This is a genomic window from Citrobacter braakii (assembly GCF_002075345.1).
Taxonomy (GTDB): domain Bacteria; phylum Pseudomonadota; class Gammaproteobacteria; order Enterobacterales; family Enterobacteriaceae; genus Citrobacter; species Citrobacter braakii.
This window is the reverse complement of sequence record NZ_NAEW01000005.1, coordinates 412,192-428,070: the sequence shown is the minus strand read 5'-3', so window position 1 is coordinate 428,070 and position 15,879 is coordinate 412,192. Positions and strand designations below refer to the sequence as shown.

Below are 15,879 nucleotides of genomic sequence, written 5' to 3'. Positions count from 1 at the left end.
GGCGAGTCGGGGTGTCATATTCAACGTGAGAAGTGTTGATGGTGATACCACGAGCTTTTTCTTCCGGCGCGTTATCGATCTGGTCGAATGCACGAGCAGCACCGCCGTAGGTTTTAGCCAGTACGGTGGTGATTGCAGCGGTCAGGGTAGTTTTACCGTGGTCAACGTGGCCGATGGTGCCGACGTTAACGTGCGGTTTTGTACGTTCAAATTTTTCTTTAGACACGGCTATATTCCTTACTATAGTGCTCTCCCCTGGGGAGAGAGCACGGGACTTAGGTTTTAATCCTGTGGCTTATTTACCACGGGCTTCAATAACGGCCTGAGCAACGTTGTTCGGCGCATCGTCGTACTTCAGGAACTCCATGGAGTAAGAAGCACGGCCTTTGGTCAGAGAACGCAGCTGGGTTGCATATCCGAACATTTCAGACAGCGGAACTTCAGCATGGATAACAACGCCAGTGACGTTGGATTCCTGACCACGAAGCATACCACGACGGCGGCTCAAGTCACCGATTACGTCACCGGTGTTCTCTTCCGGAGTCTCTACTTCAACCTTCATGATAGGCTCAAGCAGAACTGGTTTCGCTTTCTTAAAGCCATCTTTGAAGGCGATAGAAGCGGCCAGTTTAAACGCCAGCTCAGAGGAGTCAACGTCATGGTAAGAACCGAAGTGCAGACGCACGCCCAGATCAACAACCGGGTAACCAGCCAGCGGGCCAGATTTCAGCTGTTCCTGGATGCCTTTATCAACGGCCGGGATGTATTCGCCAGGAATTACACCACCTTTGATGTCGTTGATGAACTCGTAGCCTTTCGGGTTTGAACCCGGCTCCAGCGGGTACATGTCGATAACAACATGACCGTACTGACCGCGACCACCAGACTGCTTAGCGTGTTTACCTTCGATATCGGTAACTTTCGCGCGAATCGCTTCACGGTAAGCAACCTGAGGTTTACCGACGTTCGCTTCAACGTTGAATTCACGCTTCATACGGTCAACGATGATGTCGAGGTGCAGCTCACCCATACCGGCGATAATGGTCTGGTTAGATTCTTCGTCAGTCCAAACGCGGAATGACGGGTCTTCTTTAGCCAGACGGCCCAGAGCCAGACCCATTTTTTCCTGGTCAGCTTTGGTTTTCGGTTCTACCGCGATGGAGATTACCGGCTCAGGGAATTCCATACGCTCCAGAATGATCGGGTGATCCGGGTCACACAGAGTGTCACCAGTGGTCACGTCTTTCAGACCGATAGCAGCAGCGATATCGCCCGCGCGAACTTCTTTGATCTCTTCACGTTTGTTAGCGTGCATCTGTACGATACGGCCAAAACGCTCGCGTGCAGTTTTCACTGAGTTCAGGATGGTGTCACCGGAGTTAACCACACCAGAGTACACGCGGAAGAAGGTCAGGTTACCCACGAACGGGTCGGTAGCGATTTTGAATGCCAGAGCAGCAAACGGCTCTTCATCGCTAGCATGACGCTCAGCCGGAGTATCTTTACCGTCGTCCAGAATACCGTTGATCGCAGGTACGTCGACTGGGGATGGCAGGTAATCAATTACCGCATCCAGCATCGCCTGAACACCTTTGTTCTTGAACGCAGAACCACAGGTTACCAGGATGATTTCGTTGTTCAGAACGCGCTGACGCAGAGCTTTTTTGATCTCTTCTTCAGTCAGTTCTTCACCACCCAGGTATTTCTCCATCAGCTCTTCTGAAGCTTCCGCAGCGGACTCGATCAGGTTCTGGTGCCATTCTTCAGCCAGTTCCTGCATGTCAGCCGGGATATCTTCATAAGTGAAGGTTACGCCTGCATCTTCTTCGTTCCAGTTGATGGCTTTCATTTTCACCAGGTCAACAACACCGGTGAACGCTTCTTCAGCGCCAATCGCCAACTGCAGCGGAACAGGGTTCGCGCCCAGACGGGTTTTGATCTGACCAACAACTTTCAGGAAGTTCGCACCCATACGGTCCATTTTGTTAACGAACGCAATGCGTGGAACTTTATATTTGTTTGCCTGACGCCATACGGTTTCAGACTGAGGCTGAACACCACCAACTGCGCAGTAAACCATTACTGCACCATCAAGCACACGCATGGAACGTTCTACTTCGATAGTGAAGTCAACGTGCCCCGGGGTGTCGATGATGTTTACGCGATGCGGTTCATACTGCTTAGCCATACCAGACCAGAATGCAGTAGTCGCTGCGGAGGTGATAGTAATACCACGCTCCTGCTCCTGTTCCATCCAGTCCATGGTGGCTGCGCCGTCATGAACTTCACCGATTTTATGGTTTACACCGGTGTAGAACAGAATACGTTCGGTAGTAGTGGTTTTACCGGCGTCGATGTGCGCACTGATACCGATGTTACGGTAGCGCGCGATGGGTGTTGTACGAGCCATTTGATTCCTCGTTTATCTTTTAGGCGTTCAATTTAAGTAGCCCAAAGCGGGCTGCTTACTAGAAGCGCCCGCCTGGTGACTAAAACTCCGAAGGGATTACCAACGGTAGTGTGCGAACGCCTTGTTGGCTTCTGCCATACGGTGAACGTCTTCACGTTTCTTAACTGCAGTACCTTTGTTTTCTGCAGCATCAGAAAGTTCGTTCGCCAGGCGCAGAGCCATGGATTTATCACCGCGTTTACGAGCAGCTTCAACGATCCAACGCATTGCCAGGGCATTACGGCGAACCGGACGGACTTCAACTGGAACCTGATAAGTAGAACCACCAACGCGGCGAGACTTAACTTCGACAGTCGGACGCACGTTTTCAAGGGCTACTTCAAAAGCTTCCAGGCCATCTTTACCAGAACGCTGAGCCAGGGTCTCCAGCGCGCTGTATACGATGGTTTCTGCAGTAGATTTTTTACCATCTACCATCAGGATATTTACAAATTTAGCCAGCAGCTCTGATCCGAACTTAGGATCCGGCAGAATTTTACGCTGACCAATGACGCGACGACGTGGCATGGGAATACTCCGTTGTTAATTCAGGATTGTCCAAAACTCTACGAGTTTAGTTTGACATTAATATAAAACGTTTGGCCTTACTTAACGGAGAACCATTAAGCCTTAGGACGTTTCACGCCATACTTGGAGCGTGATTGCTTACGGTCTTTAACGCCGGAGCAGTCAAGCGCACCGCGAACGGTGTGGTAACGAACACCCGGGAGGTCTTTTACACGACCGCCACGGATCAGGATCACGGAGTGCTCCTGCAGGTTGTGACCTTCACCACCGATGTAGGAAGTCACTTCAAAACCGTTAGTCAAACGCACACGGCATACTTTACGCAGTGCGGAGTTTGGTTTTTTAGGAGTGGTAGTATATACACGAGTACATACGCCACGTTTCTGCGGGCATGCTTCCAGTGCAGGCACGTTGCTCTTTGCAACTTTGCGTGCGCGTGGTTTGCGTACCAGCTGGTTAACTGTTGCCATTAAATAGCTCCTGGTTGTAGCTTTCGCTTCGTAAACACGTAATAAAACGACCTCATACAATATGAGGACGCAGAATTTTAGGTCGGTGTCGAAAAGGTGTCAAGAAATATACAACGATCCCACAATTACCAGGACATCTGGCTGGGATGCTTCACCGTAAGTCTGACGAAGTCAGTATAGCTAACCCTGACGACACTGTCTGAAATTTGACCACCTAAGCCGCGAGCTTTAATGTCTTCTTCCAGTACATAGACCTTAATGGAGGCATTTTGCAGACTTTCAAGGAAACGGCTTCCTTCTATTGCCGCGGTCACGCCATCCTGAAGCAATAAAAGTTCATCGTCTTTATCAATCAGGCGAAGAAGAGAGGAGAAATCGGTAAGCCACGCGGAACGATGTAATGTGTGCAGCATGAGTATCTCAAAACCTTAAAATGACGTCATAGTTGCCTAGCTCACGGCGTAAATCTTCCGGTTCTAACGCTGTCGCATCGACCACAAAATTAACCCCCTGCTGGAGGCCCCGCTCGCGTAATGAGGCGGCACAAAGCCAACATTGATCGATATCGTACAACCCTAACAGCTTGAAGGTTGCGATATAGTCGCGAGCCAGCACGACATCCGGTTGTTGTCCCTGGAGGATTTGAAAAACGCCATCGCCGATAAAGAATACGCCGAGGTCTTCCGTTAATGCCGATGTCGCCAGTAAGGCATCTAACCCTTCGCGGCCAGACGAACTGCCATGCGGCACGGTAGAAAAGACAAAAGCAACACGTTTCATTAAAACTGCACCACGCGATCGCAGGTCAGGGATGCCTCAGCCAGCGAACCCAGCCCGCTGAGGTTAAAACCTGATTGTAAATTAGCCCCTGCCAGTCCCAGTCGCTTCGCTTCTGTTTCATCAACGACGCCGCGACGCAACGCCGCAGCTACGCAGATATTCAGCGTCACGCCATGCTGCTGGTTCAGCTGTTGCCAGGCCCGCACCAGATCATATTCATCACTGGCAGGTGAAGTCAGGAAGTTGGCGTTATACACACCTTCACGATAGAAAAAGACGCTGCAGAGCTCATGCCCTTCTTTGAGTAACGCATGAGCAAATTGCAACGCGCTGCTCGCCTGCTGCGTGCCATAAGCTGGCCCCGTCACCATAATGGCAAAACGCATTACTTGTCTTGCCCCTGGAAATCGCCGCTTTTGAACTGACGAATATAGAGGTAAACCGTGTGCTTGGAGATGTTCAGCCGATCGGCGACCTGGTTAATGGCATCTTTAATATCGAAGATACCTTTCTCATACAGATTCAGGACAATCTGGCGATTCTTGGCATTGTTGGAAACATTACGATCGGCATTCACTTCTTCAATCGTGAATTCCAACGTTTGGGTAACCAGGTCTTCCACCGAAGAAGCGAAGTTAACGGCAGAACCCACTTCCGGGGTTTCCGGTGGGATAAAGGTATTCATTATCTGCGAGAATGGAACATCAAGGTTCATGTTGATGCACAGCAGACCAATCACGCGATGCTCACGGTTGCGAATGGCAATCGTCACCGACTTCATCAAGACACCGCTTTTCGCACGTGTGAAGTAACACTTCGACACGCTGCTATCCGCACCCGTCATATCATGCAGCATACGCAACGCAAGGTCAGTAATCGGCGAGCCAATTTTGCGGCCCGTGTGTTCACCGTTAGCAATGCGGATGGCCGAGCATTTCAAATCCTGCAAAGAGTGCAATACGATTTCACAATGGGAACCAATGAGCATCGCCAACCCGTCCACAACCGCTTCGTAGGATTTGAGGATATCGAAATCGGTTTGATCGAAAGGACGTTGATCCAGTAAATCTAGCTCACTGGTTTCGTTGGTTAAAAGCGACCTGGACATGAAAAAAAGCACTCCTTTTCAGGAGCCTGTCGTTATGTTGTCAGGGCAGGCTCATCACTATTATAGGGGCATCTAAAGTAATACAGCGCACAAGGCGCTTTCCAGTATTAATTATATCCTGTCGATAATAAAAAACCGCCGCCCTGTGGGCGGCGGTATCTGGTTACTTACTTTTTGCTGCTGTCCGCAGCTTTAGCTGCCGGTGCAGCATCTGGCTGCGCATCGGCTTTCGGTGCCGGTTTGATGTCTAACAGTTCAACATCAAAGACCAGCGTAGAGTTAGCCGGAATGCCCGGTACGCCGGTTTTGCCGTAAGCCAGATCCGGCGGGATAACCAGCTGGATTTTGCCGCCTTTCTTGATGTTTTTCAGGCCTTCGGTCCAGCCAGGGATAACACCGTCAAGACGGAAAGAGAGCGGCTCACCGCGGGTATAAGAGTTATCAAACTCTTTACCATCAATCAGCGTACCTTTGTAGTTGACTACCACGGTATCGCTATCTTTCGGTGCAGCGCCGGTACCTTCTTTCTCTACTTTATAGACCAGGCCAGTAGAAGAGGTTTTAACGCCCTTCTCTTTAGCAAATTTCTCGCGGTAAACTTTACCTTTGGCTTCATTGTCAGCCGCGTCTTTTTCCATTTTCGCCTGAGCGGAGCTCTTCACGCGTGCTTCAAACGCCTGCAGAGTTTGTTCGATTTCCTGGTCAGACAGTTTGCTCTTGTCTGCAAACGCATCCTGAACGCCAGCGATCAGCTGATCTTTATCCAGTTTGATGCCCAGTTTTTCCTGCTCTTTCAGAGAGTTTTCCATATAACGACCCAGGGACGCGCCCAGCGCGTAAGCGGCTTTTTGGTCGTCATTCTTGAATGCTGCTTTGCTGTCAGCAGTAGCGGCTGGTTTCGCAGCGTCAGCAGCGAAGGTGATCGGGGCATGCAGAGCAACAGCCATTGTGGTCGCCAGCAGCGTTACTTTAAACAGTGATTTCATCCATATCTCCAGGGCCGGGGCATCTCACCCCAAGGTTAGCTAACATAAAAATGTACTATAAAGCGTTGCAGAACAAATCAACATACGGGCACGCCCTATTATCACCACTTTTCAGACTCTTTTTGTTTAAATTAGTTTCGTGACCGAAGATTGAGTGCTGTGCAAACAGGCAAAGTTAAGTAGAATTCGCCGCAGTCCGCGATCTGCCGGAGAAAAAAGAAAGAGGTGAATCATGCAGGATACAACAATGGAAACTCGCCTGGCTGAACTGGAAAGTCGCCTGGCATTTCAGGAGATAACCATTGAAGAGCTCAACGTGACGGTGACCGCGCATGAACTGGAAATGGCAAAACTCCGCGACCATCTGCGTTTATTGACGGAGAAGCTCAAGGCAACGCAGCCGTCCCACATCGCGTCGCAGTCTGAAGAGACCCCGCCGCCACATTATTGAGACATAAAAAAAGCGGGATATTCCCGCTTTTTTTTATGCCATATACTGATTAGTGGCAACCGCAACCGCCGCCGTTACCTTTACCGCCACCGCCGCAGCAGCCTTCGCCACCGTGCTCGTGACCATGGTCGTGACCGTGACCACCGCAGCAACCGTCATGACCGTGGTCATGATCGTGGTCGTGACCGTGCGCACCGTGAACGTGGCCGTGAGCCAGCTCTTCTTCGGTCGCTTCGCGGATAGCGACAACTTCTACGTTGAATTTCAGATTCTGGCCAGCCAGCATGTGGTTACCGTCAACCACAACGTGGTCGTCTTCTACTTCGGTAATTTCTACTGGTACTGGACCCTGGTCAGTTTCAGCCAGGAAACGCATGCCAACCTGCAGTTCATCAACGCCCATGAAGACGTCTTTAGGAACGCGCTGCACCAGGTTTTCGTCGTATTGACCGTATGCGTCGTTTGCGCCAACAGCAACATCGAATTTGTCGCCAACTTCATGACCGTCCAGCGCTGTTTCCAGGCCAGAAATCAGGGAACCGTGACCATGCAGGTAGTCCAGCGGTGCACTCACCGGAGACTCATCAACCAACACACCGTCTTCTGTACGTACCTGATAGGCCAGGCTGACCACCAGGTCCTTTGCTACTTTCATGATATCTCCTGAGCATGGAAAGAATAGTGGCGCAGATTGTAGCGGAATTCTGCACCCGTGTACCCTCTAGCTTAAAAAAAGCTGCGCCATATCGCTAGTCCGGATGAAAAATCCCGATCACTTGCTCTTCTTTGCGAACGTGCTCGCGCGCCTCTTTATCCGCTTCCCGCATCTGATAACCGCACTTAACACACTCAACAATATCGATATTATTTTCGCGCCACATCGCCAGCGTATCCTGCGCCTGGCAGGACGGACATTTTGCGCCTGCGATAAAACGTTTACGAATTGCCATGGTTACCTCTACTCAAATTCATCCCAGCCATCCAGTTGACGTCGCTCTTGCTGCATCTCTCGTTGGAAAATCTCCTCAAGCTCGCGCCGGGCTTCCCTGGCTCGGGAGATTTGTACCGTATCCGTGTGCATGGGGATCAGTTCCCGCAACATGCGCATATCCAGCCGCCGAAAATGCAGCTGAGCGCGCTGAGCCTGGTGCGGATGCATCCCTAGCGTAACCAGCGTTTTTCGCCCCAACTCCAGCGCACTGGAAAATGTTTCGCGGGAAAACTGCGTCACACCAGCCTGTAATAACTCATGCGCCTCTACACGTCCGCGCGCACGCGCAAGAATATGCAAATGCGGAAAATACTGTTGGCACAGCGCCACCAGCTTCATAGTGTCTTCAGGTTCATTACAGGTAATAACAATAGACTGTGCGGCTTCTGCACCCGCGGAACGCAACAGATCCACCTGCGTGGCATCACCGTAATAGACCTTATAGCCATATTTGCGCATTAAATTCACTGCGCTGATATCTCTTTCCAGGACGGTAATACGCATTTTATTGGCCATCAACAGACGACCAATAACCTGACCAAAGCGCCCAAAACCCACCACAATCACCTGCGGTTTATCATCTTCCACCCAGGGTTTTTCATCTTCTTCATCCGTGCCGTTAAACTGGCGGGAGAGCCATTTATCAATCAACTTCATCACCAGCGGCGTGGTCATCATCGACAGCGTGACGGTCACCAACAACAGCGCCATTTGGTCACCCTGAAACAGCCGTTGGGAAGAGGCCGTTGAAAACAGCACGAAAGCGAATTCACCGCCCTGGCTTAAAACCCCGGCAAACTGCATCCGTTCTGAGCTTCTCATGCCGTTAAGACGCGCCAGTACATACAGCACCAGCATTTTTACGACCACCAGCACCATCACGCTCGCCGCCACCCACAAAATATGGGTATAGAGCACGCCAAGGTTAAGCGACATACCTACGGAGATAAAAAACAGGCCAAGCAACAGGCCTTTAAACGGATCGATTGCCGTTTCCAGCTCATGTCGGTATTCGCTTTCCGCCAGCAGAACGCCCGCGATAAAGGTCCCCAGCGCCATCGACAGACCCAGCGCATCCATAAATAAAGCAGAACCCAGCACTAACAGCAGCGTGGCGGCGGTGAACACTTCCCGCACGCCAGAATCCGCAATAAAGCGGAAAACCGGACGCAGCAAATAGCGCCCACCAATCAGCATGCCGGCAAAGGCCAGCACCTTCATCCCCACTTTGATCCAGTCAAAATGTTCGTCAGCAGACCCCGCCAGCAGCGGAACCAGCGCCAACGCGGGGATCACCGCCAGATCCTGAAACAGCAACACCGAAAAGCCCAGCTGTCCGGATTCACTGCGATTCATGCCCTTTTCGCGCATCAACTGTAGCGCCATAGCAGTCGATGACATCGCCAGACCAATGCCGCCAACCACTGCTGCCTGCCAGGAGAACGCTGTAAGCATCAGTAGCCCTGCCAGCACGACCGCGCTTAGCATCACCTGCGCGGCGCCGACGCCAAAAATTGAACGCCGCAATTGCCACAGTTTGGCTGGATTAAGTTCCAGCCCAATGATGAACATCAGAAAAACTACGCCCAGTTCGGAAAAGTGTAAGATTTCATCCACATCGCTGATGAACCCTAATCCCCATGGGCCGATAGCAATCCCCGCCAGCAAGTAACCCAGCACCGGACCGATACCCAGCTTTGAGGCCAGCGGAACTGCAGCCACCGCCGCGAAGAGGAACAACACGCCGGCTGTCAATAAATCAGAACCTTCCATCAGCGGCCTCCCACAGGGATCGGATTCGCCAGCCAGTCACCATACGCTTTCGCATGGCTGTCCAGCTCCTGCTTCGTTTGCCGTCTGGCCCAGTAGACAATGATAGGGCTCATCCAGTGCATGCGGCACATACCGGCCGTTAGCTCAAAAGGGCGCAGTACATCGCTCATTGGATAACGGTTTAGCGCGTCATAGCGGTAGGCGCTTTCCGGCTCGCCGGTAGTGATAACGCTCCGCCAGTACTTTCCCGCCAGTTGATTCCCCCCGGGGCCGCTGGCAAATCCTCGGCTCAGTACACGGTCAAGCCACTCCTTTAACAACGCCGGGCAGCTATAGGTGTAGAGCGGATGCTGAAAAACAATCACATCATGCTCGCGCAGCAGCGCCTGCTCATGCGGAATGTCGATAAAAAAGTCAGGATAGTGCGCGTACAGGTCGTGCACGGTAACATTGCTGAGCTGCATGGCCGGTTTAAGCAGCACCCGGTTCGCGACCGAGTCCTGAGATTCCGGATGGGCATACAGCAGCAAGACTTTCGCTGGCTGGAACATCATCCCCCTCCCGGTTTTGTCTTTTGTCTATTTTCGACGTTTTGGGCTACCATTGCGCCTCGGTGCGGCAAATGGCCCACACATTACATTATCATAATGATAAATTAACATAGTCTGAACATACGGCGCCTTATGATTGTTTTCTCATCGTTACAAATTCGTCGCGGCGTGCGCGTCTTGCTGGAAAATGCCACGGCCACCATTAATCCAGGGCAGAAAGTTGGCCTGGTAGGTAAAAATGGCTGCGGTAAATCTACTCTGCTGGCATTGCTGAAAAATGAACTCAGCGCCGACGCCGGAGGATTTACCTATCCGGGAAACTGGCAGCTCGCGTGGGTTAATCAGGAAACGCCTGCGTTGCCACAGCCGGCGTTGGAGTATGTGATTGACGGCGACCGCGAGTATCGTCAACTGGAAGCACAGTTGAACGATGCCAACGAACGTAACGATGGACACGCCATTGCCACCGTCCATGGCAAGCTGGATGCCATCGACGCCTGGACTGTGCGCTCACGCGCCGCCAGCCTGCTGCATGGCCTCGGCTTCTCCAACGAACAGCTTGAACGTCCCGTCAGCGATTTTTCCGGTGGCTGGCGTATGCGTCTCAACCTGGCTCAGGCGCTGATTTGCCGTTCAGACCTGCTGCTGCTCGATGAACCGACCAACCACCTCGATCTCGACGCGGTGATCTGGCTGGAAAGATGGCTGAAAAGCTATCAGGGCACGCTGATTTTGATCTCCCACGACCGCGACTTCCTCGACCCGGTGGTGGATAAAATTATTCATATCGAACAGCAAACGATGTTCGAGTACACCGGCAACTACAGCGCGTTTGAAATCCAGCGTGCGACCCGCCTCGCACAGCAACAGGCAATGTACGAAAGCCAGCAGGAGCGCGTGGCGCATCTGCAAAGCTATATCGATCGTTTCCGCGCCAAAGCCACCAAAGCAAAGCAGGCGCAGAGCCGTATCAAAATGCTGGAACGCATGGAGCTGATTGCCCCTGCGCACGTGGACAACCCGTTCCACTTCAGCTTCCGCGAGCCGGAAAGCCTGCCGAACCCGCTGTTAAAGATGGAAAAGGTCAGCGCCGGCTACGGCGACCGCGTCATTCTCGATTCGATCAAACTGAATCTGGTGCCGGGGTCTCGCATCGGCCTGCTCGGACGCAACGGCGCGGGTAAATCTACGCTGATTAAGCTGCTGGCCGGCGAACTGGCTCCCATCAGCGGCGAGATTGGCCTGGCAAAAGGCATCAAGCTGGGTTACTTCGCACAGCACCAGCTGGAGTTTTTACGCGCCGATGAATCACCTATACAGCACCTGGCACGCATGGCGCCGCAGGAGCTGGAGCAGAAACTGCGAGACTACCTCGGCGGATTCGGCTTCCAGGGCGATAAAGTCAGCGAAGAGACTCGCCGCTTCTCCGGTGGAGAAAAAGCACGTCTGGTGCTGGCATTGATCGTCTGGCAGCGCCCGAACCTGCTGCTGCTTGATGAACCGACCAACCACCTGGATTTGGATATGCGTCAGGCGCTGACCGAAGCGCTGATCGATTTCGAAGGCGCACTGGTTGTGGTCTCGCACGACCGTCACCTGATTCGCTCTACTACCGATGACCTCTATCTGGTGCACGACAAGAAAGTCGAGCCGTTTGATGGCGATCTTGAGGATTATCAGCAGTGGCTGAGCGATGTGCAAAAACAGGAAAACCAGAGCGACGAACCGGTAAAAGAGAGCGTTAACAGCGCCCAGGCACGTAAAGACCAGAAGCGTCGCGAAGCTGAACTACGCACCCTGACGCAACCGCTACGTAAAGAGATTTCCCGCCTGGAAAAAGAGATGGAGAAACTGCACGCACAGCTGGCGCAGGCGGAAGAAAAACTCGGCGATAGCGAACTGTACGACCAAAGCCGCAAAGCCGAACTCACAGCATGCTTGCAGCAGCAGGCCAGTGCGAAATCCGGACTGGAAGAGTGCGAGATGGCCTGGCTGGAGGCTCAGGAACAGCTTGAGCAGATGCTGGCCGAGTAATCATGAGTGCCGGATAAGGCGAAGCCGCCATCCGGCACTATAGCCGATGATTGCCTGCTGACTGACTCGCGACAAAATCACATATTGGCTAACCCGCACGCGCTGTGCGCGGTATAGTTATTCTTTCCGATTATTAATTGCTCTGGTGTTATGGTTGAAATCACGTCCACAGAAATAACTCCACCTACCGACGATTCTCGAGAATTCCGTCCGATGCGCGGTATCAGTAACCGCCATCTGCAGACGATGCTACCGCGTTTAATTCGCCGCAAGGTGAAATTCGACGCCCACTGGCAGCGTCTGGAATTGCCCGACGGTGATTTTGTCGATCTGGCATGGAGTGAAGATCCGCAACAGGCGAAACACAAACCGCGCCTGGTGGTTTTTCACGGTCTGGAAGGCAGTCTGAACAGCCCGTACGCACATGGCCTGATTGAAGCAGCGCAAAAGCGCGGCTGGCTGGGCGTTGTGATGCATTTTCGCGGCTGCAGCGGCGAACCCAATCGTCTGAACCGTATTTATCACTCCGGTGAGACAGAAGATGGCACCTGGTTTTTACACTGGCTGGCTCGTGAGTTCGGTCGCGTGCCGACCGCGGCGGTAGGCTATTCGCTCGGTGGAAACATGCTGGCCTGCCTGCTGGCAAAAGAAGGTACTGAGATTCCAATTGATGCCGCGGTTATCGTTTCCGCGCCTTTCGTGCTGGAAGCCTGTAGTTACCATATGGACAAGGGATTCTCCCGGGTCTATCAGCGCTACCTGCTAAACCTGTTGAAAGCCAATGCCTCGCGCAAGCTAGAGGCATATCCAGGCTCGCTGCCGGTGAGTCTGGGCCAGTTGAAATCTCTGCGTCGCATTCGCGATTTTGACGATTTGATCACCGCTAAAATCCATGGTTTCGCCGATGCTATAGACTATTACCGTCAGTGTAGCGCTATGCCGTTGCTCAACCAGATCGCCAAACCCACGCTGATTATCCATGCCAAAGACGATCCGTTTATGGATCATCACGTGATCCCTAAACCGGAAAATCTGCCCTCACAGGTAGAGTATCAACTGACGGAACACGGCGGCCACGTCGGATTCATTGGCGGCACGGTGCGCCGTCCTGAGATGTGGCTGGAATCCAGAATCCCGGACTGGCTGACAACGTATCTGGAGGCATCATCATGATCATCCCCTGGCAAGATATCTCCCCGGACGCGCTGGACAATCTGATTGAAAGCTTTGTCTTGCGCGAAGGCACCGATTATGGTGAACATGAACGCTCGCTCGAACAAAAAGTCGCCGACGTCAAACGCCAACTACAATCTGGTGAAGCCGTGCTGGTATGGTCCGAACTGCATGAAACGGTCAACATTATGCCGAGGAAGCAGATTCACGAGTAATCCGTAGCCGACGGCCGACTATAATAAAAATTCAACCTATTCATGGAGTTGTTATGTCTGCCAAACATCCGGTGATTGCGGTAACAGGGTCCAGCGGCGCGGGGACCACCACCACCAGCCTCGCGTTTCGTAAAATTTTCGCGCAGTTAAATTTGCGCGCCGCCGAGGTGGAAGGTGACAGTTTTCATCGTTATACCCGTCCGGAAATGGACATGGCGATTCGCAAAGCGCGCGATGCCGGGCGGCATATCAGCTATTTCGGCCCCGAAGCTAATGACTTCGGTCTGCTGGAGCAAACCTTCATCGAATACGGCCAGACGGGCAAAGGTCAGTCGCGAAAATATCTGCACACCTACGATGAGGCCGTACCGTGGAATCAGGTTCCGGGTACATTTACGCCCTGGCAGCCGCTGCCTGAACCGACGGATGTCCTGTTCTATGAAGGACTGCACGGCGGCGTCGTAACCCCACAGCAAAACGTGGCCCGGCATGTCGATCTGCTGGTTGGCGTAGTGCCGATCGTGAACCTGGAATGGATTCAGAAGCTGACCCGCGATACCAGCGAGCGGGGACACTCGCGCGAAGCGGTGATGGACTCGGTGGTGCGCTCAATGGACGATTACATCAATTACATTACGCCGCAGTTTTCCCGTACGCATATTAACTTCCAGCGCGTACCGACCGTCGATACCTCCAACCCCTTTGCCGCCAAAAGTATTCCATCACTGGATGAAAGCTTTGTCGTGATTCATTTTCGGAACCTGGAAGGGATCGACTTCCCGTGGCTACTGGCCATGCTGCAGGGATCATTCATTTCCCATATCAATACGTTGGTTGTTCCGGGCGGGAAAATGGGTCTGGCGATGGAATTGATTATGCTGCCGCTGGTCCAGCGACTGATGGAAGGCAAAAAGATAGAGTAGGGTGTTATTTTGCCGGATGGCGGCTGATGCCTTATCCGGCCTACGCGTTTATATCCTGTAGGCCTGATAAGTGAAACGCCATCAGGCATGACATCACGAAGCAGCAACCACTTCATAGGAGTGGGTAATGTTCACCGCCTTTTCCAGCATCAGCGCCACAGAGCAATATTTTTCCGCAGAGAGATCGACTGCGCGCGAAACGGACGCATCTTTCAGATCGTTACCCGTTACGATGAAATGCAGGTTAATGTGGGTAAACAGGCGCGGCGCTTCATCACGACGCTCTGAGGTCAGTTTCACTTCGCAGTTGGTCACATCCTGACGACCTTTTTGCAGGATCGAAACCACATCAATTGCGCTGCAACCGCCCGCAGCCATTAATACCATTTCCATCGGGCTCGGCGCTTTATCACCGGAGTTACCGTCCATCAAAATTTGGTGACCAGAGGCGGACTCACCGAGGAAGGTTAACCCCTCAACCCACTTTACACGCGCTTGCATATTTCGTAACTCCAATGTTTCAATTTTCCTGACAGATTACGCGTACATAACAATTCTCGCAACGGAAGGCGACCTGCGTCATGCTGAAGCGAGACACCAGGAGACACACGGCGAAAGCTATGCTAAAACAGTCAGGATGCTACAGTAATACATTGACGTACTGCATGTATGCAGAGGACATCACATTACAGGCTGCAGTTAATTTTTGACAGCCCCTTTCCCAGGTAGCGGGAAGCATATTTTTGCAAACCCAGAGGCAGCGTCGTTTTCTGGCTCTGGAGACAGCTTATAACAGAGGATAACCGCGCATGGTGCTTGGCAAACCGCAAACAGACCCGACTCTCGAATGGTTCTTGTCTCATTGCCATATTCATAAGTACCCATCGAAGAGCACGCTGATTCACCAGGGTGAAAAAGCGGAAACGTTGTATTACATCGTTAAAGGCTCAGTGGCAGTGCTGATCAAAGATGAAGAAGGGAAAGAAATGATCCTTTCTTATCTGAATCAGGGCGATTTTATTGGTGAATTAGGCCTCTTCGAAGAAGGTCAGGAACGTAGCGCCTGGGTACGTGCCAAAACCGCATGTGAAGTCGCTGAAATTTCATACAAAAAATTTCGCCAATTAATCCAGGTCAACCCGGATATTCTGATGCGCCTGTCTTCACAGATGGCTCGTCGCCTGCAGGTCACGTCTGAAAAAGTCGGCAACCTTGCCTTCCTCGACGTAACGGGTCGTATCGCGCAGACTCTGCTGAATCTGGCGAAACAGCCTGATGCGATGACCCACCCGGACGGCATGCAGATTAAAATCACCCGTCAGGAAATCGGCCAGATCGTTGGCTGCTCCCGTGAGACCGTTGGTCGTATTCTGAAGATGCTGGAAGATCAGAACCTGATCTCCGCACACGGTAAGACCATCGTCGTCTACGGCACCCGTTAACCCCA

19 protein-coding genes and 1 pseudogene are annotated in these 15,879 nt (G+C 52.3%); 6 read left to right on the top strand and 14 right to left on the bottom strand.

Annotated elements, in window-relative coordinates; all coding sequences use genetic code 11:
- The 9 genes from BZK42_RS14120 to fkpA all read right to left on the bottom strand — a co-directional run.
- A partial coding sequence (locus tag BZK42_RS14120; RefSeq protein ID WP_001403315.1) for a GTP-binding protein occupies positions 1-226 on the bottom strand: 226 nt, incomplete at its 3' end.
- A gap of 69 nt (positions 227-295) precedes the next feature.
- Positions 296-2,410: an elongation factor G gene (fusA, locus tag BZK42_RS14115; protein ID WP_016154762.1), complete on the bottom strand. Its 2,115-nt coding sequence runs from the start codon at positions 2,408-2,410 to the stop codon at positions 296-298.
- A 96-nt stretch (positions 2,411-2,506) separates the two neighbouring features.
- A complete protein-coding gene (gene rpsG / locus BZK42_RS14110) occupies positions 2,507-2,977 on the bottom strand; it encodes a 30S ribosomal protein S7 (protein ID WP_016154763.1) in 471 nt (156 codons plus the stop codon).
- A gap of 95 nt (positions 2,978-3,072) precedes the next feature.
- On the bottom strand, positions 3,073-3,447 hold the full coding sequence (gene rpsL, locus BZK42_RS14105; RefSeq protein WP_003023654.1) for a 30S ribosomal protein S12: 375 nt from the start codon (positions 3,445-3,447) through the stop codon (positions 3,073-3,075).
- 125 nt (positions 3,448-3,572) lie between these two features.
- Positions 3,573-3,860: a sulfurtransferase complex subunit TusB gene (gene tusB, locus BZK42_RS14100; RefSeq protein ID WP_016157620.1), complete on the bottom strand. Its 288-nt coding sequence runs from the start codon at positions 3,858-3,860 to the stop codon at positions 3,573-3,575.
- 7 nt (positions 3,861-3,867) lie between these two features.
- The gene (gene tusC / locus BZK42_RS14095) at positions 3,868-4,227 is read right to left on the bottom strand and encodes a sulfurtransferase complex subunit TusC (RefSeq protein WP_049041316.1); all 360 of its coding nucleotides are present in this window, start codon (positions 4,225-4,227) and stop codon (positions 3,868-3,870) included.
- Positions 4,227-4,613, bottom strand: a complete 387-nt coding sequence (gene tusD, locus BZK42_RS14090; RefSeq protein ID WP_016154766.1) for a sulfurtransferase complex subunit TusD — start codon at positions 4,611-4,613, stop codon at positions 4,227-4,229. The genes tusC and tusD overlap by 1 nt, the downstream gene beginning before the upstream one ends.
- A complete protein-coding gene (locus BZK42_RS14085; protein ID WP_003023643.1) occupies positions 4,613-5,335 on the bottom strand; it encodes a helix-turn-helix transcriptional regulator in 723 nt (240 codons plus the stop codon). The genes tusD and BZK42_RS14085 overlap by 1 nt, the downstream gene beginning before the upstream one ends.
- Before the next feature lie 167 nt (positions 5,336-5,502).
- A complete protein-coding gene (gene fkpA, locus BZK42_RS14080) occupies positions 5,503-6,321 on the bottom strand; it encodes an FKBP-type peptidyl-prolyl cis-trans isomerase (protein WP_016154767.1) in 819 nt (272 codons plus the stop codon).
- A gap of 232 nt (positions 6,322-6,553) precedes the next feature.
- Here fkpA and BZK42_RS14075 point away from each other — a divergent pair, with 232 nt between their 5' ends.
- The gene (locus BZK42_RS14075; protein WP_003023639.1) at positions 6,554-6,772 is read left to right on the top strand and encodes a protein SlyX; all 219 of its coding nucleotides are present in this window, start codon (positions 6,554-6,556) and stop codon (positions 6,770-6,772) included.
- Positions 6,773-6,821: 49 nt separating this feature from the next.
- On the opposite strand, the gene slyD is transcribed toward BZK42_RS14075, so the two are convergent.
- The 4 genes from slyD to kefG form a co-directional block, all read right to left on the bottom strand.
- Entirely contained in the window at positions 6,822-7,427 is a 606-nt protein-coding gene (gene slyD, locus BZK42_RS14070; RefSeq protein WP_003023634.1) for a peptidylprolyl isomerase, read from the bottom strand.
- Positions 7,428-7,521: 94 nt separating this feature from the next.
- Positions 7,522-7,722: a YheV family putative zinc ribbon protein gene (locus tag BZK42_RS14065; RefSeq protein ID WP_080859345.1), complete on the bottom strand. Its 201-nt coding sequence runs from the start codon at positions 7,720-7,722 to the stop codon at positions 7,522-7,524.
- Between the two features lie 8 nt (positions 7,723-7,730).
- Positions 7,731-9,536, bottom strand: a complete 1,806-nt coding sequence (gene kefB / locus BZK42_RS14060) for a glutathione-regulated potassium-efflux system protein KefB (protein WP_047358154.1) — start codon at positions 9,534-9,536, stop codon at positions 7,731-7,733.
- Positions 9,536-10,087, bottom strand: coding sequence for a glutathione-regulated potassium-efflux system ancillary protein KefG (gene kefG / locus BZK42_RS14055; protein ID WP_003023629.1), 552 nt, complete (start codon positions 10,085-10,087; stop codon positions 9,536-9,538). The genes kefB and kefG overlap by 1 nt, the downstream gene beginning before the upstream one ends.
- Positions 10,088-10,219: 132 nt before the next feature.
- On the opposite strand from kefG, the gene BZK42_RS14045 reads away from it, so the two are divergent.
- The 4 genes and pseudogenes from BZK42_RS14045 to BZK42_RS14030 all read left to right on the top strand — a co-directional run bounded on the left by BZK42_RS14045 (position 10,220) and on the right by BZK42_RS14030 (position 14,432).
- Positions 10,220-12,121: an ABC transporter ATP-binding protein gene (locus tag BZK42_RS14045; RefSeq protein WP_053388946.1), complete on the top strand. Its 1,902-nt coding sequence runs from the start codon at positions 10,220-10,222 to the stop codon at positions 12,119-12,121.
- 104 nt (positions 12,122-12,225) lie between these two features.
- Positions 12,226-13,294: pseudogene (locus tag BZK42_RS14040) on the top strand (hydrolase).
- Positions 13,291-13,509 (top strand): YheU family protein, encoded by a 219-nt coding sequence (locus BZK42_RS14035; protein WP_003023615.1) that lies wholly within the window; start codon positions 13,291-13,293, stop codon positions 13,507-13,509. Before BZK42_RS14040 ends, BZK42_RS14035 begins: the two are co-directional and overlap by 4 nt.
- 53 nt (positions 13,510-13,562) lie before the next feature.
- On the top strand, positions 13,563-14,432 hold the full coding sequence (locus tag BZK42_RS14030; RefSeq protein WP_003827751.1) for a phosphoribulokinase: 870 nt from the start codon (positions 13,563-13,565) through the stop codon (positions 14,430-14,432).
- A gap of 93 nt (positions 14,433-14,525) precedes the next feature.
- On the opposite strand, the gene BZK42_RS14025 is transcribed toward BZK42_RS14030, so the two are convergent.
- Positions 14,526-14,933, bottom strand: a complete 408-nt coding sequence (locus BZK42_RS14025) for an OsmC family protein (RefSeq protein WP_016154773.1) — start codon at positions 14,931-14,933, stop codon at positions 14,526-14,528.
- 308 nt (positions 14,934-15,241) lie between these two features.
- On the opposite strand from BZK42_RS14025, the gene crp reads away from it, so the two are divergent.
- Positions 15,242-15,874: a cAMP-activated global transcriptional regulator CRP gene (crp, locus tag BZK42_RS14020; protein WP_000242758.1), complete on the top strand. Its 633-nt coding sequence runs from the start codon at positions 15,242-15,244 to the stop codon at positions 15,872-15,874.
- The last annotated feature ends 5 nt before the right edge of the window (positions 15,875-15,879 follow it).